This window comes from Streptomyces sp. NPDC058662, assembly GCF_042716255.1.
Taxonomy (GTDB): domain Bacteria; phylum Actinomycetota; class Actinomycetes; order Streptomycetales; family Streptomycetaceae; genus Streptomyces.
Genome location: NZ_JBHXRU010000033.1, coordinates 20,812 through 41,805, shown reverse-complemented (window position 1 = coordinate 41,805; position 20,994 = coordinate 20,812). Strand labels below are relative to the sequence as shown.

At 71.8% G+C, this 20,994-nt stretch carries 19 protein-coding genes; 16 read left to right on the top strand and 3 right to left on the bottom strand.

The annotated features are described in order from the left end of the window. Positions 1-32: 32 nt before the first annotated feature. A complete protein-coding gene (locus tag ACFWUQ_RS14785) occupies positions 33-2,237 on the bottom strand; it encodes an elongation factor G-like protein EF-G2 (protein ID WP_384537724.1) in 2,205 nt (734 codons plus the stop codon). A gap of 323 nt (positions 2,238-2,560) precedes the next feature. Here ACFWUQ_RS14785 and pgsA point away from each other — a divergent pair, with 323 nt between their 5' ends. The 15 genes from pgsA to ACFWUQ_RS14710 all read left to right on the top strand — a co-directional run bounded on the left by pgsA (position 2,561) and on the right by ACFWUQ_RS14710 (position 17,849). Continuing rightward, positions 2,561-3,226, top strand: a complete 666-nt coding sequence (pgsA, locus tag ACFWUQ_RS14780; protein WP_384537721.1) for a phosphatidylinositol phosphate synthase — start codon at positions 2,561-2,563, stop codon at positions 3,224-3,226. After that, complete coding sequence (locus ACFWUQ_RS14775; RefSeq protein ID WP_384537719.1) at positions 3,226-4,128, top strand: phosphatidylinositol mannoside acyltransferase; 903 nt, start codon at positions 3,226-3,228, stop codon at positions 4,126-4,128. The genes pgsA and ACFWUQ_RS14775 overlap by 1 nt, the downstream gene beginning before the upstream one ends. Continuing rightward, complete coding sequence (locus ACFWUQ_RS14770) at positions 4,128-5,300, top strand: glycosyltransferase family 4 protein (RefSeq protein WP_384537716.1); 1,173 nt, start codon at positions 4,128-4,130, stop codon at positions 5,298-5,300. The genes ACFWUQ_RS14775 and ACFWUQ_RS14770 overlap by 1 nt, the downstream gene beginning before the upstream one ends. Before the next feature lie 139 nt (positions 5,301-5,439). Then, positions 5,440-5,994 carry a hypothetical protein gene (locus ACFWUQ_RS14765; protein ID WP_384537714.1) on the top strand — a complete coding sequence of 185 codons (555 nt, stop codon included), beginning with the start codon at positions 5,440-5,442 and terminating at the stop codon, positions 5,992-5,994. 216 nt (positions 5,995-6,210) lie between these two features. Next, positions 6,211-7,128 carry a pyridoxal 5'-phosphate synthase lyase subunit PdxS gene (pdxS, locus tag ACFWUQ_RS14760; protein ID WP_384537711.1) on the top strand — a complete coding sequence of 306 codons (918 nt, stop codon included), beginning with the start codon at positions 6,211-6,213 and terminating at the stop codon, positions 7,126-7,128. A gap of 6 nt (positions 7,129-7,134) precedes the next feature. Next, positions 7,135-7,728, top strand: coding sequence for a pyridoxal 5'-phosphate synthase glutaminase subunit PdxT (pdxT, locus tag ACFWUQ_RS14755; RefSeq protein ID WP_384537709.1), 594 nt, complete (start codon positions 7,135-7,137; stop codon positions 7,726-7,728). A gap of 57 nt (positions 7,729-7,785) precedes the next feature. Next, complete coding sequence (locus ACFWUQ_RS14750; protein ID WP_215144356.1) at positions 7,786-8,538, top strand: YebC/PmpR family DNA-binding transcriptional regulator; 753 nt, start codon at positions 7,786-7,788, stop codon at positions 8,536-8,538. Positions 8,539-8,679: 141 nt separating this feature from the next. Beyond that, positions 8,680-9,210, top strand: a complete 531-nt coding sequence (ruvC, locus tag ACFWUQ_RS14745) for a crossover junction endodeoxyribonuclease RuvC (RefSeq protein WP_384537705.1) — start codon at positions 8,680-8,682, stop codon at positions 9,208-9,210. After that, complete coding sequence (gene ruvA, locus ACFWUQ_RS14740) at positions 9,207-9,839, top strand: Holliday junction branch migration protein RuvA (RefSeq protein ID WP_384537702.1); 633 nt, start codon at positions 9,207-9,209, stop codon at positions 9,837-9,839. Before ruvC ends, ruvA begins: the two co-directional genes overlap by 4 nt. 59 nt (positions 9,840-9,898) lie before the next feature. Then, positions 9,899-10,981, top strand: a complete 1,083-nt coding sequence (gene ruvB, locus ACFWUQ_RS14735; protein WP_384537699.1) for a Holliday junction branch migration DNA helicase RuvB — start codon at positions 9,899-9,901, stop codon at positions 10,979-10,981. Between the two features lie 180 nt (positions 10,982-11,161). Beyond that, positions 11,162-11,611: a preprotein translocase subunit YajC gene (gene yajC, locus ACFWUQ_RS14730; RefSeq protein ID WP_384537696.1), complete on the top strand. Its 450-nt coding sequence runs from the start codon at positions 11,162-11,164 to the stop codon at positions 11,609-11,611. Positions 11,612-11,764: 153 nt separating this feature from the next. Then, complete coding sequence (gene secD, locus ACFWUQ_RS14725) at positions 11,765-13,546, top strand: protein translocase subunit SecD (protein WP_384537693.1); 1,782 nt, start codon at positions 11,765-11,767, stop codon at positions 13,544-13,546. Between the two features lie 3 nt (positions 13,547-13,549). After that, entirely contained in the window at positions 13,550-14,605 is a 1,056-nt protein-coding gene (gene secF / locus ACFWUQ_RS14720; protein ID WP_384537690.1) for a protein translocase subunit SecF, read from the top strand. Further along, positions 14,602-15,156 (top strand): adenine phosphoribosyltransferase, encoded by a 555-nt coding sequence (locus tag ACFWUQ_RS14715; protein WP_384537687.1) that lies wholly within the window; start codon positions 14,602-14,604, stop codon positions 15,154-15,156. The genes secF and ACFWUQ_RS14715 overlap by 4 nt, the downstream gene beginning before the upstream one ends. Before the next feature lie 269 nt (positions 15,157-15,425). Next, positions 15,426-17,849 carry a RelA/SpoT family protein gene (locus tag ACFWUQ_RS14710; RefSeq protein WP_384537684.1) on the top strand — a complete coding sequence of 808 codons (2,424 nt, stop codon included), beginning with the start codon at positions 15,426-15,428 and terminating at the stop codon, positions 17,847-17,849. 78 nt (positions 17,850-17,927) lie between these two features. Here ACFWUQ_RS14710 and ACFWUQ_RS14705 read toward each other — a convergent pair whose 3' ends face one another. Both ACFWUQ_RS14705 and ACFWUQ_RS14700 read right to left on the bottom strand, forming a co-directional pair. Further along, on the bottom strand, positions 17,928-19,157 hold the full coding sequence (locus ACFWUQ_RS14705; protein ID WP_384537681.1) for a DUF349 domain-containing protein: 1,230 nt from the start codon (positions 19,155-19,157) through the stop codon (positions 17,928-17,930). A gap of 186 nt (positions 19,158-19,343) precedes the next feature. After that, positions 19,344-20,126 carry a peptidylprolyl isomerase gene (locus tag ACFWUQ_RS14700; RefSeq protein WP_384537679.1) on the bottom strand — a complete coding sequence of 261 codons (783 nt, stop codon included), beginning with the start codon at positions 20,124-20,126 and terminating at the stop codon, positions 19,344-19,346. A gap of 153 nt (positions 20,127-20,279) precedes the next feature. Here ACFWUQ_RS14700 and ACFWUQ_RS14695 point away from each other — a divergent pair, with 153 nt between their 5' ends. After that, complete coding sequence (locus tag ACFWUQ_RS14695) at positions 20,280-20,990, top strand: MBL fold metallo-hydrolase (protein WP_384537676.1); 711 nt, start codon at positions 20,280-20,282, stop codon at positions 20,988-20,990. The last annotated feature ends 4 nt before the right edge of the window (positions 20,991-20,994 follow it).

Sequence of the window (20,994 nt, the reverse complement as noted above, 5' to 3'; positions counted from 1 at the left end):
CGCAAGCGGGTTGGGTGGGCGGCGTACCGAGGTCAGCTCGATCTGCTCCCCTTCTCGGCCTGTTCGCGCACCTTGTCCGCGATCTGCGGGGGCATGGGCTCGTGCCGGGCGTAAGCCCGGGCGAAGCGGCCGGTGCCGTGCGAGACGGAGCGCAGCTCCACGGCGTAGCGGCCGATCTCGATCTCGGGGATCTCGGCGCGCACCCGGGTGCGCCCGGGGCCCGCCTGCTCCGTGCCGACGACGCGGCCCCGGCGGCCGGCGAGGTCGCTCATGACCGGGCCGACGTACTCGTCGGGGATGTCCACGGAGAGCTCGGCGACCGGTTCCAGCAGGTGGGTGCCGGCGCCGGTGGCGGCCTCGCGCAGGGCCAGGGCTCCCGCGGTCTGGAAGGCGGCGTCGGAGGAGTCCACCGAGTGCGCCTTGCCGTCCCGGAGGGTGACCCGGACGTCGACCAGCGGGTAGCCGGCCGAGACGCCCCGGGTGGCCTGCGCGCGTACGCCCTTCTCCACCGACGGGATGAACTGGCGGGGCACGGCGCCGCCGACGACCTTGTCGACGAACTCGACGCCGCTGCCGGGCGGCAGGGGTTCGACCTCGATCTCGCAGATGGCGAACTGGCCGTGCCCGCCGGACTGCTTGACGTGCCGGCCGCGCCCCGCGGCCTTGGCCACGAAGGTCTCGCGCAGGCTCACCCGGTGCGGTACGGGGTCGACCTGGACCCCGTACCGGGTGCGCAGCCGCTCCAGGGCGACGTCCTGGTGGGCCTCGCCCATGCACCACAGGACGAGCTGGTGGGTGTGCGGGTTCTGCTCCAGCCGCATCGTCGGGTCCTCGGCGACGAGCCGGGCCAGGCCCTGGGACAGCTTGTCCTCGTCGGCCTTGCTGTGGGCCTCGACGGCGAGGGGGAGCAGCGGGTCGGGCATGGTCCAGGGCTCCATGAGGAGCGGGTCGTCCTTGGCGGAGAGGGTGTCGCCGGTCTCGGCGCGGGTGAGTTTCGCCACGCACGCCAGGTCGCCGGCGACGCACTGGTCCAGGGTGCGCTGCTGCTTGCCGAACGGCGAGCTGAGGGCGCCGATCCTCTCGTCCACGTCGTGGTCCTCGTGCCCCCGGTCCGCCAGGCCGTGCCCGCTGACGTGGACGGTCGCGTCGGGGCGCAGGGTGCCGGAGAAGACGCGGACGAGCGAGACGCGGCCGACGTAGGGGTCGGAGGAGGTCTTGACGACCTCGGCGACGAGCGGGCCGTCCGGGTCGCAGGTGGCGGCGGGCCGGACGGAGCCGTCGGGCGTGGTGACCGGGACGGGGGCGCGTTCCAGGGGGGTGGGGAAGCCGCCGGTGATCAGTTCGAGGAGTTCGGTGGTGCCCAGGCCCTGGCGCGCGCCCTCGGCGGCGGGGGCCGCCATCAGGACGGGGTGGAAGGTGCCCCGGGCGACGGCCCGCTCCAGGTCGTCCACGAGGGTCTTGAGGTCGATGTCCTCGCCGCCGAGGTAGCGGTCCATCAGGCCCTCGTCCTCGCTCTGCGCGATGATCCCCTCGATGAGGCGGGACCGCGCGCCGCTGATGAGGGCGAGCTCGGCCGGATCCGGGTCGCGCTCGACGCGGGACCCGGAGGCGTAGGTGTGGACGCGCTGCGAGAGCAGGCCGAGCAGCCCGGTGACGGGGGCGTGCCCGTCGGGCCCGGCGGGCCCGTGCAGGGGGAGGTAGAGCGGGACGACCCGGTCGGGGTCGTCGGCGCCGAAGACCTCCCCGCAGACCGTCGCCATCTGCGTGTAGTCGGCGCGGGCGGCTTCGAGGTGGGTGACGACGATGGCGCGGGGCATGCCCACGGCCTCGCACTCGTCCCACACCATGCGGGTAGCGCCGTCGATGCCGTCCGAGGCCGAGACGACGAAGAGGGCCGCGTCCGCGGCGCGCAGACCGGCCCTGAGTTCGCCGACGAAGTCGGCGTATCCGGGGGTGTCCAAGATGTTGATCTTGATTCCGCCCCATTGGACGGGGACGAGGGAGAGCTGGACGGAGCGCTGTCGCCGGTGCTCGATCTCGTCGTAGTCGGAGACGGTGGCCCCGTCCTCGACCCGGCCGGCCCGGTTGACCGCTCCGGCGGTCAGGGCCAGCGCCTCGACCAGCGTGGTCTTGCCGGATCCGCTGTGGCCGACCAGCACGACGTTCCGTACGGAGGCGGGCCGGTCGGCCGTCGGTGCCCTGCCGGCGGCCCCGGATTGGTGTGAGGTGGCTCCCATGGTGCTCGTGCCTCCCGCTGGTGACGGTGAGGACCCTCGACGGACCCTCGGAGGAGGAATACGGGGTTCTTCGAGCTTTGCACCGCTGCCACACGGCGTCCATACGTCGTACCGGCGGCGCCCGGGGGAGGGGCGGAGGGGCGGACGCGGGAGGTCCGGCAGACGTACGCGCGGGGGCCCGCCGGGAGGGCTCCGCGGGGGGACGCGCGGCTCGCGTGGCCCGAACCGGTGGGTGCGCGGCGTCCGGGAGGCGGTGTGCTGGCTACGATGGGCCAGCCGGTGGCCGTGGTGGCCGTGCGGCCCAGCGACCCTCCGGGAAGGCCATGCTGAACAAGTACGCGCGTGCATTCTTCACGCGTGTTCTCACGCCATTCGCCGCATTTCTGCTCCGGCGGGGGGTGAGTCCGGACGCGGTCACCCTGATCGGCACGGCCGGAGTGGTGGCGGGAGCGCTGGTCTTCTTCCCCCGCGGGGAGTTCTTCTGGGGCACCATCACCATCACCCTCTTCGTCTTCTCCGACCTGGTGGACGGGAACATGGCCCGCCAGGCCGGGCTCTCCAGCCGCTGGGGGGCGTTCCTCGACTCCACCCTGGACCGGGTCGCGGACGCGGCGATCTTCGGCGGGCTCGCGCTCTGGTACGCGGGCTCCGGGAACGACAACGTGCTGTGCGCCGTGTCGATCTTCTGCCTGGCCAGCGGCCAGGTGGTCTCGTACACCAAGGCGCGCGGCGAGTCGATCGGGCTGCCCGTGGCCGTCAACGGCCTCATCGAGCGGGCCGAGCGTCTCGTGATCTCGCTGGTCGCGGCCGGTCTGTCCGGGCTGCAGATCTTCGGGGTGCCCTCGTGGATCGGCGTCCTGCTGCCGGTCGCGCTGTGGATCGTGGCCGTCGGCTCCCTCGTCACGCTGATCCAGCGGGTGGTCACCGTACGCCGTGAGGCGGCCGAGGCCGACGCCGCGGCCGGCGTCGCCGAAGGGGGCGCGGCCTGATGGGCAGGGCACAGGACAGACTGGTCGACGGGCTGTACGGGCTCGGCTGGGCCGGGGTCAAGAAGCTGCCGGAGCCCGCCGCCGTGGCCCTCGGCCGGCGGATCGCCGACTTCGCGTGGAAGCGGCGCGGCAAGAGCGTGCTGCGCCTCGAATCGAACCTGGCGCGGGTCGTGCCGGACGCCGGGCCGGAGCGGCTGCGCGAGCTGTCGCAGGCCGGCATGCGCTCGTACATGCGGTACTGGATGGAGTCCTTCCGGCTACCCGCCATGGACCCCTCCCGGTTCAGCACGGAGGTCGAGTTCACGGACGAGCACTTGCTGCGCGATGCCCTGGCCACCGGCCGCGGTGTCGTCGTCGCACTGCCGCACCTCGCCAACTGGGACCTCGCCGGGGCCTGGGCCATCGGCCACATCGGCGTCCCCTTCACCACCGTCGCCGAGCGGCTCAAGCCCGAGTCGCTCTACGACCGCTTCGTCGCCTACCGGGAGAGCCTGGGCATGGAGGTGCTGCCGCACAACGGCGGCGCCGCCTTCGGCACCCTGGCGCGCCGGCTCCGCTCCGGCGGCCTGGTCTGCCTCGTCGCCGACCGGGACCTGTCCGCCTCCGGGGTGGAGGTGGACTTCTTCGGCGCGCGCACGCGCATGCCCGCCGGGCCGGCGCTGCTGGCCCAGCACACGGGGGCGGTGCTGCTCCCGGCCACCCTGCACTACGGGGACGCGCCGAAGATGTACGGCCGCATCCACCCCGCGGTGGAGGTACCGGGGACCGGGACGCGGACCGAGAGGACCGCGGCCATGACCCAGGCGGTGGCGGACGCCTTCGCGTGGGGCATCGCCGAGCACCCGGAGGACTGGCACATGCTGCAGCGGCTGTGGCTCGACGACCTGGAGGAGCGCCCGTAGTGAAGATCGGCATCGTGTGCCCGTACTCGTGGGACGTGCCGGGCGGCGTCCAGTTCCACATCCGCGACCTGGCGGAGCACCTGATCCGCCTCGGCCACGAGGTGTCGGTGCTCGCCCCCGCCGACGACGAGACCCCGCTGCCGCCGTACGTCGTCTCGGCGGGACGGGCGGTGCCGGTGCCGTACAACGGGTCGGTGGCCCGGCTGAACTTCGGCTTCCTGTCGGCGGCCCGGGTGCGCCGCTGGCTGCACGACGGCACGTTCGACGTGATCCACATCCACGAGCCGGCCTCGCCCTCCCTGGGCCTGCTGGCCTGCTGGGCGGCGCAGGGGCCGATCGTGGCGACCTTCCACACCTCGAACCCGCGCTCCCGCGCGATGATCGCGGCCTACCCGATCCTCCAGCCCGCGCTGGAGAAGATCAGCGCCCGGATCGCGGTCAGCGAGTACGCGCGGCGCACCCTCGTGGAACACCTGGGCGGGGACGCGGTGCTGATCCCCAACGGCGTCGACGTGGACTTCTTCGCCAAGGCTGACCCCCATCCGGCCTGGTCCGGGCAGACCCTCGGCTTCATCGGCCGCATCGACGAACCCCGCAAGGGGCTGCCGGTGCTGATGGCCGCCTTCCCGAAGATCGTGGAGGCCTGCCCGGACGTACGGCTGCTCGTCGCGGGCCGGGGCGACGAGGAGGAGGCGGTGGCCTCCCTGCCGGCGGCGCTGCGCTCCCGCGTCGAGTTCCTCGGCATGGTCTCGGACGAGGACAAGGCGCGGCTGCTGCGCAGCGTTGACGTGTACGTCGCCCCCAATACGGGCGGCGAGAGCTTCGGGATCATCCTCGTCGAGGCGCTCTCGGCGGGCGCGCCGGTACTGGCCTCGGACCTCGACGCGTTCGCGCAGGTCCTGGACCAGGGCGGGGCGGGGGAGCTCTTCTCGAACGAGAACGCGGACGCGCTGGCGGCGTCGGCGATCGCCCTCCTGCGGGATCCGGCCCGTCGCGCGGAGCTCAGCGCCCGCGGCTCGGCGCACGTGCGCCGCTTCGACTGGTCCACGGTCGGGGCGGACATCCTCTCGGTGTACGAGACGGTCACGGACGGCGCGGCGGCGGTCGCGGCCGACGAGCGCGTCCCGCTGCGCACCCGCCTCGGGTTCTCGCGGGACCCCGCGGAATCCTGAGGGCCGCGCCGGACGGCACCGACGCGGCGGACCCGACGGACGGCACCGACGGGGCGGACCCGACGGACGCGCCCGCCGCCCGGCCGGGCCGGGCCCCCGCGGCCGCGGGCGATGGGGGCGGGGGGCGCGGGGAGCGGTAATGTCGCCGCCCGTGATCGAAAACCTTGTCTGGACCGCCGTGGCACTGGCCGTGGTCGGGGTGTACCTCAGTTGGACCGCCGGGCGGCTGGACCGGCTGCACTCGCGGATGGACGCCGCCCGGGCCGCGCTCGACGCGCAGCTGGTGCGGCGGGCCTCGGTGGTCCTGGAGGTCGCCACGTCCGGAGTCCTCGACCCCGCCTCCTCCCTCGTGCTGTACGAGGCCGCGCACGCCGCGCGGCAGGCCGAGGAGGAGCACCGCGAGGTCGCCGAGAGCGAGCTCAGCCAGGCCCTGCGGGCCGTGTTCGCGGACGTCGCCCAGGTCGACGAGCTGAAGGCGGCGCCCGGCGGGGCGGAGGCCACCGAGGAGCTCGCCGAGGCCGTGCGCCGCGTGCCCATGGCCCGGCGTTTCCACAACGACTCCGTACGCGCCGCCCGGGCCCTGCGCAGGCACCGCAAGGTCCGCTGGTTCCGCCTCGCCGGGCACGCGCCCTTCCCGCTGGCCTTCGAGATGGACGACGAGCCCCCGGCCGACCTCGCCGAGAGGCCCGTGTAGGCCGTCTCCCGGATCGCGCCGGCAGGATCCGGAAGAGGCGGTCCAGGAAGCGGTCCAGGAAGCGGTCCAGGGCCGCGGGGGACAAATGAAGGGGCCACCGGCTCCACATTGGCCCTTGCTGTGGACTGGTCGGGTGGGGTTCTCTCAGTCAGGTAGAACCCGTAGCACCTGTCGTACCCGTCTTTCCTTTCGAGTTTCCTTCGAGTGAGGTCATCCGTGAGCACGCTTCCCACCTCCCCCCAGTCGCCTGAGTCGGCCATCGGCACCTCGCGCGTCAAGCGCGGCATGGCCGAGCAGCTCAAGGGCGGCGTGATCATGGACGTCGTCAACGCCGAGCAGGCGAAGATCGCCGAGGACGCGGGCGCCGTCGCGGTCATGGCCCTGGAGCGGGTGCCCGCCGACATCCGCAAGGACGGCGGAGTCGCCCGCATGTCCGACCCGAACATGATCGAAGAGATCATCGAGGCCGTCTCGATCCCGGTTATGGCCAAGTCCCGCATCGGCCACTTCGTCGAGGCCCAGGTCCTGCAGTCCCTCGGTGTCGACTACATCGACGAGTCCGAGGTCCTGACCCCGGCCGACGAGGTCAACCACTCCGACAAGTGGGCGTTCACCACCCCCTTCGTCTGCGGTGCCACCAACCTGGGCGAGGCCCTGCGCCGCATCGCCGAGGGCGCGGCCATGATCCGCTCGAAGGGCGAGGCCGGCACCGGCAACGTCGTCGAGGCCGTCCGCCACCTGCGCCAGATCAAGAACGAGATCGCCCGCCTGCGCGGCTACGACAACAACGAGCTGTTCGCCGCGGCCAAGGACCTGCGTGCCCCGTACGAGCTCGTCAAGGAGGTCGCCGAGCTCGGCAAGCTCCCGGTCGTGCTGTTCTCCGCCGGCGGCGTGGCCACCCCGGCCGACGCGGCCCTGATGCGTCAGCTCGGTGCCGAGGGCGTCTTCGTCGGCTCCGGCATCTTCAAGTCGGGCGACCCGGCCAAGCGCGCCGCCGCCATCGTGAAGGCCACCACCTTCTACGACGACCCGAAGATCATCGCGGACGCCTCCCGCAACCTGGGCGAGGCCATGGTCGGCATCAACTGCGACACCCTCCCCGAGTCCGAGCGCTACGCCAACCGCGGCTGGTAACCGGCCATGACCCCCACCCCCGTGATCGGTGTCCTGGCGCTCCAGGGCGACGTACGGGAGCACCTGATCGCCCTGGCCGCGGCGGACGCCGTGGCCAGGCCGGTCCGGCGTCCCGAGGAGCTCGCCGAGATCGACGCCCTGGTGATCCCCGGCGGCGAGTCCACGACCATGTCGAAGCTCGCCGTGCTGTTCGGCATGCTGGAGCCGCTGCGCGAGCGCGTGGCCGCGGGCATGCCCGTCTACGGCACCTGCGCCGGCATGATCATGCTGGCCGACAAGCTGCTGGACGGCCGCGAGGACCAGGAGACGCTCGGCGGCATCGACATGATCGTCCGCCGCAACGCCTTCGGCCGGCAGAACGAGTCCTTCGAGGCGAAGGTCGACTTCGCGGGCGTCGAGGGCGGCCCCGTCGAGGGCGTCTTCATCCGCGCCCCCTGGGTCGAGTCCGTCGGTGCCTCGGCGGACGTGCTGGCCACGTACGGGGGCCACACGGTCGCGGTGCGCCAGGGGAACGTCCTGGCGACCTCGTTCCATCCCGAGCTGACCGGCGACGACCGTGTTCACGCGTACTTCGTCGACATGGTGCGCGCGGCGCTGTAACGGGGTCCCGGTAGGATCGCAGGCGAACACTGTTGGTGACGCGAAGGAGACAGGCAGATGTCCGGCCACTCTAAATGGGCTACGACGAAGCACAAGAAGGCCGTGGTTGACGCCAAGCGCGGCAAGCTCTTCGCGAAGCTGATCAAGAACATCGAGGTCGCGGCCCGTATGGGCGGCGCCGACATCGATGGAAACCCCACGCTCTTCGACGCCATCCAGAAGGCGAAGAAGAGCTCGGTCCCGAACAAGAACATCGACTCCGCGGTCAAGCGCGGCGGCGGCCTTGAGGCCGGCGGCGCCGACTACGAGACGATCATGTACGAGGGCTACGGTCCGAACGGTGTCGCGGTGCTCATCGAGTGCCTCACCGACAACCGCAACCGCGCCGCCTCCGACGTCCGCGTCGCCATGACCCGCAACGGCGGCTCGATGGCCGACCCGGGCTCGGTCTCGTACCTGTTCAACCGCAAGGGTGTCGTCCTGCTGCCCAAGGGCGAGCTGTCCGAGGACGATGTGCTGGAGACCGTGCTGGAGGCGGGCGCCGAGGAGGTCAACGACCTCGGCGAGAGCTTCGAGATCATCAGCGAGGCCACGGACATGGTCGCCGTCCGCACGGCGCTCCAGGACGCCGGCATCGACTACGACTCGGCCGACTCCAACTTCCTGCCCACCATGCAGGTCGAGCTGGACGAAGAGGGCGCGCGCAAGATCTTCAAGCTGATCGACGCGCTGGAGGACAGCGACGACGTGCAGAACGTCTTCGCCAACTTCGACGTCTCGGACGAGGTCATGGAGAAGGTCGACGCCTGACCCGCGTCACCGCCCACACGCGGCACCGGCGGGCCGACGGGGACACACCCCCGTCGGCCCGCCGTCGTGTTGCGCGCGATGTCAGTGGCGGCGGATAGCCTGCCTGCCACGGACAGATGATCGAAGAACAGGGGGTGGGCGGTGCGCGTACTCGGCGTGGACCCGGGACTGACGCGGTGCGGCGTCGGTGTCGTCGAGGGTGTCGCCGGCCGTCCGCTGGCCATGGTCGCGGTGGGGGTCGTACGAACGCCCCCGGATGCCGAACTGGGCCATCGGCTCGTCGCCATCGAGCAGGGCATCGAGGAGTGGCTCGACGAGCACCGGCCCGAAGTCGTCGCCGTGGAGCGGGTGTTCAGCCAGCACAACGTGAGCACCGTGATGGGCACCGCACAGGCGAGCGCCGTGGCGATGCTGTGCGCGGCACGCCGCGGCATACCCGTCGCCCTGCACACCCCGAGCGAGGTCAAGGCCGCGGTGACCGGCAGCGGCCGTGCCGACAAGGCCCAGGTCGGCGCCATGGTCACCCGGCTGCTGCGACTGGCGGCGCCACCCAGGCCGGCCGACGCCGCCGACGCGCTCGCCCTCGCCATCTGCCACATCTGGCGGGCCCCCGCCCAGAACCGCCTCCAGCAGGCGGTCGCCCTGCACACCTCGAAAGGCCGAACCCGATGATCGCCTTCGTCAGCGGCCCCGTGGCCGCCCTCGCCCCCACCGTGGCCGTGATCGAGGTCGGCGGGGTGGGCATGGCCGTCCAGTGCACCCCGGCCACCATCGCCGGGCTGCGCACGGGCGAGCAGGCCAGGCTGGCGACCTCCCTCGTCGTCCGGGAGGACTCCCTGACGCTGTACGGCTTCGCCGACGACGACGAGCGCCAGGTCTTCGAGCTGCTGCAGACCGCCAGCGGGGTCGGGCCCAGGCTCGCCCAGGCGATGCTCGGCGCGCACAGCCCCGACGCCCTGCGCCTCGCGGTGTCCACCGGCGACGAGAAGGCGTTGACGGCCGTCCCCGGCATCGGCAAGAAGGGTGCGCAGAAGCTGCTGCTGGAGCTGAAGGGGAAGCTGGGCCAGCCCCTGGGCACGAGCGGCCTCGTCGGAGCGCAGCGGGCCGCGGCCGCGGGTCCCGCCCCCTGGAGCGAGCAGCTCGCCGCCGCGCTGATCGGCCTCGGCTACGCGTCGCGGGAGGCGGAGGAAGCGGTGTCGGCGGTGGCCCCGCAGGCCGAGGCCGCCATCGCCGCCGGCGGGTCGGCCCCCGTACCGCAGCTCCTGCGGGCCGCCCTGCAGTCCCTGAACCGGGCCCGCTGACCCGCTGCGGCGCCTCACCCGACAGACCACCGCGCACCCCCAGAAGGCAGACTGACACCGTGAACCGGTACGACGAGAGCGACGCCGAGAGCGACGCCGAGACCGAGCGACTCGTCGCGGCGGCCGCCGACGGCGAGGACACCGCCGTCGAGGCGGCGCTGCGGCCCAAGGACCTCGGCGAGTTCGTCGGCCAGGAGAAGGTCCGCCAGCAGCTGGACCTCGTCCTCAAGGCCGCCCGCCAGCGCGGGGCCACCGCGGACCACGTCCTGCTCTCCGGCGCCCCCGGCCTCGGCAAGACCACGCTGTCGATGATCATCGCGGCCGAGATGGGCGCACCGATCCGGATCACCTCCGGCCCCGCCATCCAGCACGCCGGCGACCTCGCCGCCATCCTCTCCTCCCTCCAGGAGGGCGAGGTCCTCTTCCTCGACGAGATCCACCGCATGTCCCGGCCCGCCGAGGAGATGCTCTACATGGCCATGGAGGACTTCCGCGTCGACGTGATCGTCGGCAAGGGCCCCGGGGCCACCGCCATCCCCCTGGAGCTGCCGCCGTTCACCCTCGTCGGCGCCACCACCCGCGCCGGGCTGCTGCCCCCGCCGCTGCGAGACCGCTTCGGATTCACCGGCCACATGGAGTTCTACGCCCCCGAGGAGCTGGAGCGGGTGATCCACCGCTCGGCCCGGCTCCTCGACGTCGAGATCGACACCGCTGGCGCCGCGGAGATCGCCGGCCGCTCCCGGGGCACCCCGCGCATCGCCAACCGGCTGCTGCGCCGGGTCCGCGACTACGCCCAGGTCCGGGCGGACGGCGTGGTCAACCGGGCGGTGGCGGCCACCGCGCTCAAGGTGTACGAGGTGGACGAGCGCGGCCTGGACCGGCTGGACCGGGCTGTGCTGGAGGCCCTCCTCAAGCTCTTCGGCGGCGGTCCCGTCGGGCTGTCCACTCTCGCCGTCGCCGTCGGCGAGGAGCGCGAGACCGTGGAGGAGGTCGCCGAGCCCTTCCTGGTCCGCGAGGGCCTGCTCGCGCGCACGCCCAGGGGCCGGGTGGGGACGCCCGCCGCCTGGGCCCACCTGGGACTCGTACCGCCCCAGCACGGCGGGAGCGGATCAAGCGGACAACAGGGCTTGTTCGGGGCCTGACGGCGCGGAGGTTAGACCCCTCAGGAACTGCGGTGCCATGCTGGGCGTTGTTCCATCGGTGCGGACTCGCCTAGACTCCGCCGATGCCGACCTTTCAGGGCGGCATGCCCACCCCCGTAGAAATGGCCGCCGTCCGCGTGCGGTCGTGCGAAGGATCTCCGTCCCGTGAACAGTAGTCTCGTGACTTTCCTCCCGTTCATCGTGCTCATCGGGGCGATGTTCCTGATGACCCGTTCGGCGAAGAAGAAGCAGCAGGCGGCCGCGCAGATGCGCGATCAGATGACGCCCGGCACCGGGGTCCGCACCATCGGCGGCATGTACGCCACGGTGAAGGAAGTCGGTGACGACACCGTCACCCTGGAGGTGGCCCCCGGGGTCCACGCGCTCTTCGCGAAGAACTCCATCGGCGCCGTCCTGGAGGACGCGGAGTACAACCGCATCGTCCACGGAATCCACGACGACGCCGCCAGCGACACGCCGGCCGTCCCGGACGACGCGTCCTCGCTGACCGGAACCCCCGAGACGGGCCCGGCCAAGGACGACGAGGCGCCCAAGCTCGACCTGGGCAAGAAGGACGAGCCCAAGGACGGCGACGACGGCAAGGCCGACGGCGAGGCCGGCGCGAAGTAGCGCTCGGCCGGGGACCGCCCAGGCGCCTGACCGGCGGCCGACGCGGTCCCCGCCTGTGACACTTCTGCGGGGGGCAGGGGTCCCCACCACACATTTCGTGGCCGTCCGCGCGCTGACCCGGCGCGGGACGGTTGGACAGGGAGAAACGACAAGGTGGCAGCACCGAAGAAGGGCCGGCGGCCCACGGGGGCTCAGGGGAGGCCGGGGCGTGCCCTGGCGATCATCCTGATCGCGATGGTGGCGCTCACCGCGGGGATGTTCCTCTCCAAGCAGACGACTCCCCGGCTCGGCATCGACCTCGCCGGCGGAACGAGCATCACGCTCAAGGCCAAGAGCGAGCCCGGCAAAGAGAACGCCGTCAACGAGACCAATATGAACACGGCGGTCGGCATCATCGAGCGCCGCGTCAACGGTCTCGGCGTGTCGGAGGCGGAGGTCCAGACCCAGGGCCGCGACCACATCATCGTCAACATCCCCAAGGGGATGAACGAGAAGCAGGCGCGCGAGCAGGTCGGCACCACCGCCCAGCTGTACTTCCGTCCGGTGCTCGCCTTCGCGGACGGCGCCCCCGCCGTCCCCGAGGGCACGCAGAGCCCGAGCCCCTCCCCGAGCGCCTCCGGTGCCCCCAAGGCCGAGGACGGCGCCAAGGCCAGTCCCTCCGCAACCCCGTCGTCCAGCGCCACTTCCCAGGGCCGCGCGCTCAGTGAGGCCCTCAAGGCCCCGAACGCCCCCACTCCCTCGCCCGCGGCGAGCGAGTCGAAGAAGGCAGACGACAACCAGGCCCCGACGCCGTCCGCGCCGCCCACCGGCGACGAGGCCGCCGCGGCCGCGCTCCAGGCCAAGTTCGCCGCCCTGAACTGCGCCGACGAGGCGCAGCGCGCCGCCGTCGGCAAGGGCGTCAAGCCGGAGGAGCCGACGCTCGCGTGCGGCAAGCGCGGAGAGGCCTGGGGCAAGTGGGTCCTGGGTCCGGCCGCCGTCGAGGGCAAGGACGTCAAGAGCGCCAAGGGCGTCATCGACCCGCAGGCCGGCGGCTGGATCGTCACCATGGACTTCAACGACCGCGGCTCCGACGCGTTCGCCAAGGTCACCGGTGAGCTCGCCGCCAAGCAGTCCCCGCAGAACCAGTTCGCGATCGTCCTCGACGGCGACGTGGTCTCCGACCCGTCCGTCAGCAGCGCGATCATGGGCGGCAACGCCCAGATCTCCGGCGGCTTCACCCAGCAGTCCGCTCAGGACCTCGGCAACATGCTCTCGTACGGCGCGCTGCCGCTGTCCTTCCAGGAGGACAGCGTCACCACCGTCACCGCCGCGCTCGGCGGCGAGCAGCTGCGGGCGGGCCTGATCGCGGGTGCGATCGGCCTCCTCCTCGTGGTGATCTACCTGCTGGTCTACTACCGCGGTCTGGCGTTCATCGCGATCATCTCGCTCCTGGTGTCGGCGATCCTCACCTACACGATCATGGCGCTGCTCGGAAAGGGCATCGGCTTCGCGCTGAACCTGCCCGCCGTCTGCGGCGCGATCGTGGCGATCGGCATCACGGCGGACTCGTTCATCGTGTACTTCGAGCGGATCCGCGACGAGATCCGCGAGGGCCGCACCCTGCGTCCGGCCGTCGAGCGCGCCTGGCCGCGTGCCCGGCGCACCATCCTCGTGTCGGACTTCGTGTCGTTCCTGGCGGCCGCGGTGCTCTTCATCGTCACCGTCGGCAAGGTGCAGGGCTTCGCCTTCACCCTGGGTCTGACGACCCTGCTCGACGTGGTCGTGGTGTTCCTCTTCACCAAGCCGGTCATGACGCTGCTCGCGCGGACGAAGTTCTTCTCCAGCGGCCACCCGTGGTCCGGGCTGGACCCGAAGCGGCTGGGCGCCAAGCCCCCGCTGCGCCGGTCCCGCACCACCGGTTCCGCTCCCGCCCCCGTCGAAGCAAAGGAGGCGTGAGAGATGTCGAAGCTGGGAGATCTCGGCGCCAGGCTGTACCGCGGTGAGGTCGGCTACGACTTCGTCGGCAAGCGTTTCCTCTGGTACGGCGTTTCCATCCTGATCACCATCACGGCGATCGTCGCCCTGGCCGTCCAGGGCCTCAACATGGGCATCGAGTTCAAGGGCGGTGCCGTCTTCACCACCCCGAAGACGGCCGTCTCCGTCGCGCAGGCGACCGAGGACGCGGAGAAGGCCTCGGGCCACGACGCGATCGTCCAGGAGCTCGGCACCGGCGGCCTGCGGATCCAGATCTCGGGCGTCGACACCGCCGCCGCGACCGAGGTGAAGAAGCAGCTCGCCACCGACCTCAAGGTCACCGAAGCCGACATCAACGCGGACCTGGTCGGCCCCAGCTGGGGCTCCCAGATCGCGAACAAGGCCTGGACCGGCCTCGGCGTCTTCATGGTCCTCGTGGTGATCTACCTCGCCATCGCCTTCGAGTGGCGGATGGCGGTCGCGGCGCTCATCGCGCTGATCCACGACCTCACGATCACCGTCGGCGTGTACGCGCTGGTCGGCTTCGAGGTCACCCCGGGTACGGTCATCGGTCTGCTGACGATCCTCGGCTACTCCCTCTACGACACCGTCGTCGTCTTCGACGGTCTCAAGGAGGGGTCGAAGGACATCACCAAGCAGACCCGCTGGACGTACAGCGAGGTCGCCAACCGCAGCATCAACGGCACGCTGGTCCGCTCGATCAACACCACGGTCGTGGCGCTGCTCCCGGTCGCGGCCCTGCTGTTCATCGGCGGCGGCTTCCTGGACGCCGGCATGCTGAACGACATCTCGCTGTCCCTGTTCGTCGGCCTCGCGGCCGGCGCGTACTCCTCGATCTTCATCGCGACCCCGCTGGTCGTGGACCTGAAGGAGCGCGAGCCCGCCATGAAGGCGCTCAAGAAGCGGGTGCTCGCCAAGCGCTCGGCCTCGGCGGCGCGGGGCGAGTCCGGTGACGAGGGCTACCAGTCCGGCGACGACCAGCAGGTCGTGGCGCAGGGCCGGCCGGGGCGGCGCCGGTGACGGCGCCGCTGTCCGAGGACGTACGGGCGCTGCTGCTCGACCGGATCAAGGACGTCCCGGACTACCCGAAGCCGGGCGTGATGTTCAAGGACATCACCCCGCTGCTGGCGGACCCGAAGGCGTTCGCCGCGCTGACGGACGCGCTGGTGGAGCTGGCCGGACGGTACGGCGCGACGAAGATCGTCGGATTGGAGGCGCGCGGGTTCATCCTGGCGGCCCCGGTCGCCGTGCAGGCCGGGATCGGCTTCGTACCGGTGCGCAAGGCCGGGAAGCTGCCGGGCGCCACGCTCGCGCAGGCGTACGAGCTGGAGTACGGGACCGCGGAGATCGAGATCCACGCGGAGGACCTGGCGGGCGGTGACCGGGTCATGGTCATCGACGACGTACTGGCCACCGGCGGCACCGCGCGGGCCTCGCTGGAGTTGATCCGGCGGACCGGGGCCGAGGTCGCGGGCGTGGCGGTCCTGATGGAGCTGTCGTTCCTCCCGGGCCGGGCCGCGCTGGCCGGTGCGCTCGGCGGGGCTCCGCTGGACGCGCTGATCGTGGTCTGACCTCTTTGCGCGCGAAGCGGCGGGTGTCCGGGATGTCCCGGGTGCCCGCCGCTTTCGTGTGCCGCCGAGCGCCGGGGGCTCCGCTCCGTCCCCGGCCGCCGCCCCTCCCGCGGGGCGCGGCCGAAAGAGAGCCGCGGCCGGAACTGATCGGTGGGCGGCCTCGGGGAACGGGGGCGGCGAACCCTCGCTACCATGGTTTATCCGGACCTGACCGGGGCACCGGATCCTCCCCCCGGACTCCGCCCGGGGGGACCCCCAGAGGAGCGCTCTTGCCAGACGAGGTCCAGCCACTCTCCGCCGCGCAGCCCGATCCGCAGGCCGAGCCGGCCGCGGCGCCCGCCGCCACGCCCCCGCCGGCCCCGCCGGTCAAGCCCGCGCCGGCGAAGTCGGCCGGGTCCTCCAACCGGGTGCGGGCCCGCCTCGCCCGGCTCGGCGTGCAGCGTTCCAACCCGTACAACCCGGTCCTGGAACCGCTTCTGCGCATAGTCCGCAGCAACGATCCCAAGATCGAGACGACCACGCTGCGCCAGCTGGAGCAGGCCTACCAGGTCGCGGAGCGCTGGCACCGGGGCCAGAAGCGCAAGAGCGGTGACCCGTACATCACCCACCCGCTCGCGGTGACCACCATCCTCGCCGAGCTCGGCATGGACCCGGCCACCCTGATGGCCGGCCTGCTGCACGACACCGTCGAGGACACCGAGTACGGGCTGGAGGACCTGCGCCGCGACTTCGGCGACGCCGTGGCCCTGCTCGTCGACGGCGTCACCAAGCTCGACCGGGTCAAGTTCGGCGAGGCCGCCCAGGCGGAGACCGTGCGCAAGATGGTCGTCGCCATGGCCAAGGACCCGCGCGTCCTGGTGATCAAGCTCGCCGACCGGCTGCACAACATGCGCACCATGCGGTACCTCAAGCGGGAGAAGCAGGAGAAGAAGGCCCGCGAGACCCTGGAGATCTACGCCCCGCTGGCGCACCGGCTGGGCATGAACACCATCAAGTGGGAGCTGGAGGACCTCGCCTTCGCGATCCTCTACCCCAAGATGTACGACGAGATCGTCCGGCTGGTGGCCGAGCGGGCCCCCAAGCGCGACGAGTACCTGGCCGTCGTCACGGACGAGGTGCAGACCGACCTGCGGGCGGCGCGGATCAAGGCCACCGTCACCGGGCGCCCCAAGCACTACTACAGCGTCTACCAGAAGATGATCGTCCGCGGCCGCGACTTCGCGGAGATCTACGACCTGGTGGGCATCCGCGTCCTCGTCGACACCGTCCGGGACTGCTACGCGGCCCTCGGCACGGTGCACGCGCGCTGGAACCCGGTCCCCGGCCGGTTCAAGGACTACATCGCGATGCCCAAGTTCAACATGTACCAGTCGCTCCACACGACGGTCATCGGGCCCAGCGGCAAGCCGGTCGAGCTCCAGATCCGCACCTTCGACATGCACCGCCGGGCCGAGTACGGCATCGCCGCGCACTGGAAGTACAAGCAGCAGACCGTCGCGGGCACCTCCAAGGTGCGCACCGACGTCCCGCAGACGGCCAAGGGCAGCGCGGGCCACGACACGGTCAACGACATGGCCTGGCTGCGCCAGCTGTTGGACTGGCAGAAGGAGACGGAGGACCCGGGCGAGTTCCTCGACTCCCTGCGCTTCGACCTCTCCCGCAACGAGGTCTTCGTCTTCACGCCCAAGGGCGACGTCATAGCGCTGCCCGCCGGCGCCACCCCCGTGGACTTCGCGTACGCCGTCCACACCGAGGTCGGCCACCGGACCATAGGGGCCAGGGTCAACGGCCGCCTCGTCCCGCTGGAGTCCACCCTCGACAACGGCGACCTGGTCGAGGTGTTCACCTCCAAGGCCGAGGGCGCCGGACCGTCCCGCGACTGGCTCGGCTTCGTCAAGTCCCCGCGGGCCAGGAACAAGATCCGCGGCTGGTTCTCCAAGGAGCGCCGCGACGAGGCCATCGAGCACGGCAAGGACGCCATCGCGCGGGCCATGCGCAAGCAGAACCTGCCGATCCAGCGCATCCTCACCGGCGACTCCCTCGTCACCCTGGCGCACGAGATGCGCTACCCCGACATCTCCTCGCTGTACGCGGCGATCGGCGAGGGCCACGTGGCCGCGCAGGGCGTCGTGCAGAAGCTGGTGGCGGCCCTCGGCGGCGAGGAAGCGGCCAACGAGGACATCGAGGAGAGCATCTCCCCGGCGCGGGGCCGCACCAAGCGGCGCAGCAACACCGACCCGGGCGTCGTCGTCAAGGGCGTCGACGACGTGTGGGTCAAGCTGGCCCGCTGCTGCACCCCGGTCCCGGGCGACCCGATCATCGGATTCGTGACGCGGGGCAGCGGCGTATCGGTGCACCGCGCGGACTGCGTCAACGTGGACTCGCTCTCCCAGGAGCCCGAGCGGATGCTGGAGGTCGAGTGGGCGCCCACCCAGTCCTCGGTCTTCCTGGTGGCCATCCAGGTCGAGGCGCTGGACCGGTCCCGGCTGCTGTCGGACGTCACCCGCGTCCTGTCGGACCAGCACGTGAACATCCTGTCGGCGGCCGTCCAGACCTCCCGCGACCGGGTGGCCACCTCGCGGTTCACCTTCGAGATGGGCGACCCGAAGCACCTGGGCCACGTCCTCAAGGCCGTCCGGGGCGTCGAGGGCGTCTACGACGTCTACCGCGTGACCTCGGCCCGGCGCCCGTAGCCGGCGAGGACCCCGCACGCGCCGGTGGGCGCCATCCCCGAGGGGGTGGCGCCCACCGCCGTACGCGGGTCCGGGGCGTCAGCCGCCGAACTCCTCCAGGCCCTTGAGCGCCTGGTCCAGCAGGGCCTGGCGGCCCTCCAGCTCACGCGCCAGCTTGTCGGCCCTGGCGTTGTTGCCCGCAGCGCGCGCGGCGTCGATCTGCTGCCGCAGCTTGTCCACCGCGGCCTGCAGCTGACCGGTCAGACCGGCCGCACGGGCCCGCGCCTCCGGGTTCGTACGACGCCACTCGCCCTCCTCGGCCTCCTGGATCGCCCGCTCGACCGTGTGCATGCGGCCCTCGACCTTGGGCCGGGCGTCGCGCGGCACGTGGCCGACGGCCTCCCAGCGCTCGTTGAGGGAGCGGAACGCGGCCCGGGCCGCCTTCAGGTCCCGCACCGGGAGGAGCTTCTCGGCCTCGTCGGCCAGCTCCTCCTTCAGCTTGAGGTTCTCCACCTGCTCGGCGTCGCGCTCCGCGAAGACCTCGCTGCGGGCCGCGAAGAACACGTCCTGCGCGCCGCGGAAGCGGTTCCACAGGTCGTCCTCGGACTCGCGCTGCGCCCGTCCGGCGGCCTTCCAGTCCGCCATCAGCTCGCGGTAGCGGGCGGCCGTCGGACCCCAGTCGGTCGACTTCGACAGCGACTCGGCCTCCGCGACCAGCCTCTCCTTCACCTTGCGGGCGTCCTCGCGCTGCGCGTCGAGCGAGGCGAAGTGCGCCTTGCGGCGCTTGGAGAAGGCGGAGCGGGCGTGCGAGAAGCGGTGCCACAGCTCGTCGTCCGACTTGCGGTCCAGGCGCGGCAGACCCTTCCAGATGTCCACCAGGGCGCGCAGCCGTTCACCCGCACTGCGCCACTGGTCGCTCTGCGCCAGCTGCTCGGCCTCCACGACCAGCGCGTCCTTGGCCGCACGGGCCTCGTCCGTCTGCTTGGCCCGCTGGACCTTGCGCTCCTCGCGCCGGGACTCGACCGTCGCGACCAGCTTGTCCAGGCGTACGCGCAGGGCGTCGAGGTCGCCCACGGCGTGGTGCTCGTCCACCTGCGTGCGCAGGTGGTCGATCGCCGTCTGGGCGTCCTTGGCGGACAGATCAGTGGTCCGCACCCGCTTTTCGAGGAGGCCGATCTCGACCACCAGGCCTTCGTACTTGCGCTCGAAATAGGCCAGGGCCTCCTCAGGGGTGCCCGCCTGCCACGAGCCGACGACCTTCTCGCCATCGGCAGTACGCACGTACACGGTGCCCGTCTCGTCGACTCGGCCCCACGGGTCGCTGCTCACAGCGCCTCCTCCACCTGATGCCTGCGAGGGGTTCTCCCCCTGGGCATCGTCCACAGTTTCCTGGGGCGGGCCGCGCCCGCCCTGCACAACGCCAACATAGGCGACCGCCGGGCCGGCTGTCCGCATCCGGCCCGACGGAATCTCGGCGTGCGGACGGGAGCGCCCGGCCCGGGGCCGCGGCGGGCCTCAGCCCTTGGTCACGGAAGCCTTCTCGATCTTGACCTCGTTCTTCGGGGCGCCGTCCTGGCCGCCGTCCGCCGTACCGGCCTTGGCGATCTCCTCCAGGACCTTCAGGCCCGCGGGGTCGATGGTGCCGAAGGGGGTGTACGAGGGCGCCAGCGGGCTGTCCTTGTAGACGAGGAAGAACTGGCTGCCGCCGGAGCCGGGCTGGCCCGTGTTGGCCATCGCCACGGTGCCCGCCGGGTAGACGACCTGGCCCTGGTCGTTGGGCTTGCCCAGGGAGTCGAGGTTCTCGTCCGGGATGGTGTAGCCGGGGCCGCCCGTGCCGGTGCCCTGCGGGTCACCGCACTGGAGCACGAAGATCCCGCCGGACGTCAGGCGGTGGCACTTCGTGTTGTCGAAGTAGCCCTTGTCGGCGAGCGACTTGAAGGAGTTGACGGTCTGCGGGGTCTTCGCCGCGTCCATCGTGACGTTGATGTCGCCCGCGCTCGTCTTCAGCGCGAAGGCGTACTTCGCCTTCTGGTCGATCGCCATCTCGGGCGAGGGGGACTGCTGCGGCGTCGGCGCGGCCGACGGACTGGCGGCCGGGTCCGCCGCCTGGTCCTTCTTGTCCGAGTCGAAGACACCGCCCACGACGAGGCCGACCAGCGTCGCGACCACCACGGCCACCGCCGCGCCGATCACCGCCGCGCGCCGCCGGGCCTTCTGCCGGGCCTCGGCCCGGCGCTGCTGCTGGCGCTCGTACTTCTCCCTGGCGAGCTGTCGCCGTCGCTGATCGCTCGTGACCACCGGGTCGTCTCCTTGTGCGTCTCTGGTACTGCTGTCCGGGCTGGGCTAGGCCGTACCGTATATGGGTTCGCTGTGTAATGAGCGGCGCCGGTAGGCTCTGAGCAGCAGCATTCGGATCTGCAGCCTCCCACCGGACGACGATTGAGGACGAACGTGCTGATTGCCGGGTTCCCCGCCGGGGCCTGGGGGACCAACTGTTACGTGGTCGCCCCCGCCGCCGGTGAGGAGTGCGTCATCATCGACCCGGGCCACCAGGCCGCCCAGGGTGTCGAGGAGACGCTGAGGAAGCATCGGCTCAAGCCCGTCGCGGTCGTGCTGACCCACGGCCACATCGATCATGTGGCCTCGGTGGTCCCGGTGTGCGGAGCACACGACGTACCGGCCTGGATCCATCCCGAGGACCGCTACATGATGAGCGACCCGGAGAAGGCCCTCGGCCGCTCCATCGGGATGCCGCTCATGGGCGAGCTGACCGTGGGCGAGCCGGACGACGTCCGCGAGCTGACCGACGGGGCCGCCCTGAGACTGGCCGGAATGGACTTCTCCGTCGCGCACGCCCCGGGCCATACCAGGGGGTCGGTGACCTTCGGGATGCCCGAGCTCGCCGACGTACCGCCGGTGTTCTTCTCGGGAGACCTGCTCTTCGCCGGCTCCATCGGACGCACCGACCTGCCCGGCGGCTCCCACGCCGAGATGCTCGACTCGCTGGCCCGCGTGTGCCTGCCGCTCGACGACTCGACCGTGGTCCTGTCCGGACACGGTCCCCAGACCACCATCGGCCGCGAGCGCGCGACCAACCCGTACCTGCGGGAGGTCGCCGCCGGCCCCAGGGGCGGCACGGCCGCCCCACGACGAGGAATGTGACGAG

Bases quoted from the DNA above. Each gene is read 5' to 3' on its own strand.
- ACFWUQ_RS14750 (WP_215144356.1), top strand. From the start codon at position 7,786: ATGTCCGGCCACTCTAAATGGGCTACGACGAAGCACAAGAAGGCCGTG.
- secF (WP_384537690.1), top strand. From the start codon at position 13,550: ATGTCGAAGCTGGGAGATCTCGGCGCCAGGCTGTACCGCGGTGAGGTC.
- ruvA (WP_384537702.1), top strand. From the start codon at position 9,207: ATGATCGCCTTCGTCAGCGGCCCCGTGGCCGCCCTCGCCCCCACCGTG.
- pdxT (WP_384537709.1), top strand. From the start codon at position 7,135: ATGACCCCCACCCCCGTGATCGGTGTCCTGGCGCTCCAGGGCGACGTA.
- pgsA (WP_384537721.1), top strand. From the start codon at position 2,561: ATGCTGAACAAGTACGCGCGTGCATTCTTCACGCGTGTTCTCACGCCA.
- ACFWUQ_RS14775 (WP_384537719.1), top strand. From the start codon at position 3,226: ATGGGCAGGGCACAGGACAGACTGGTCGACGGGCTGTACGGGCTCGGC.
- ACFWUQ_RS14765 (WP_384537714.1), top strand. From the start codon at position 5,440: ATGTCGCCGCCCGTGATCGAAAACCTTGTCTGGACCGCCGTGGCACTG.
- ACFWUQ_RS14785 (WP_384537724.1), bottom strand. From the start codon at position 2,237: ATGGGAGCCACCTCACACCAATCCGGGGCCGCCGGCAGGGCACCGACG.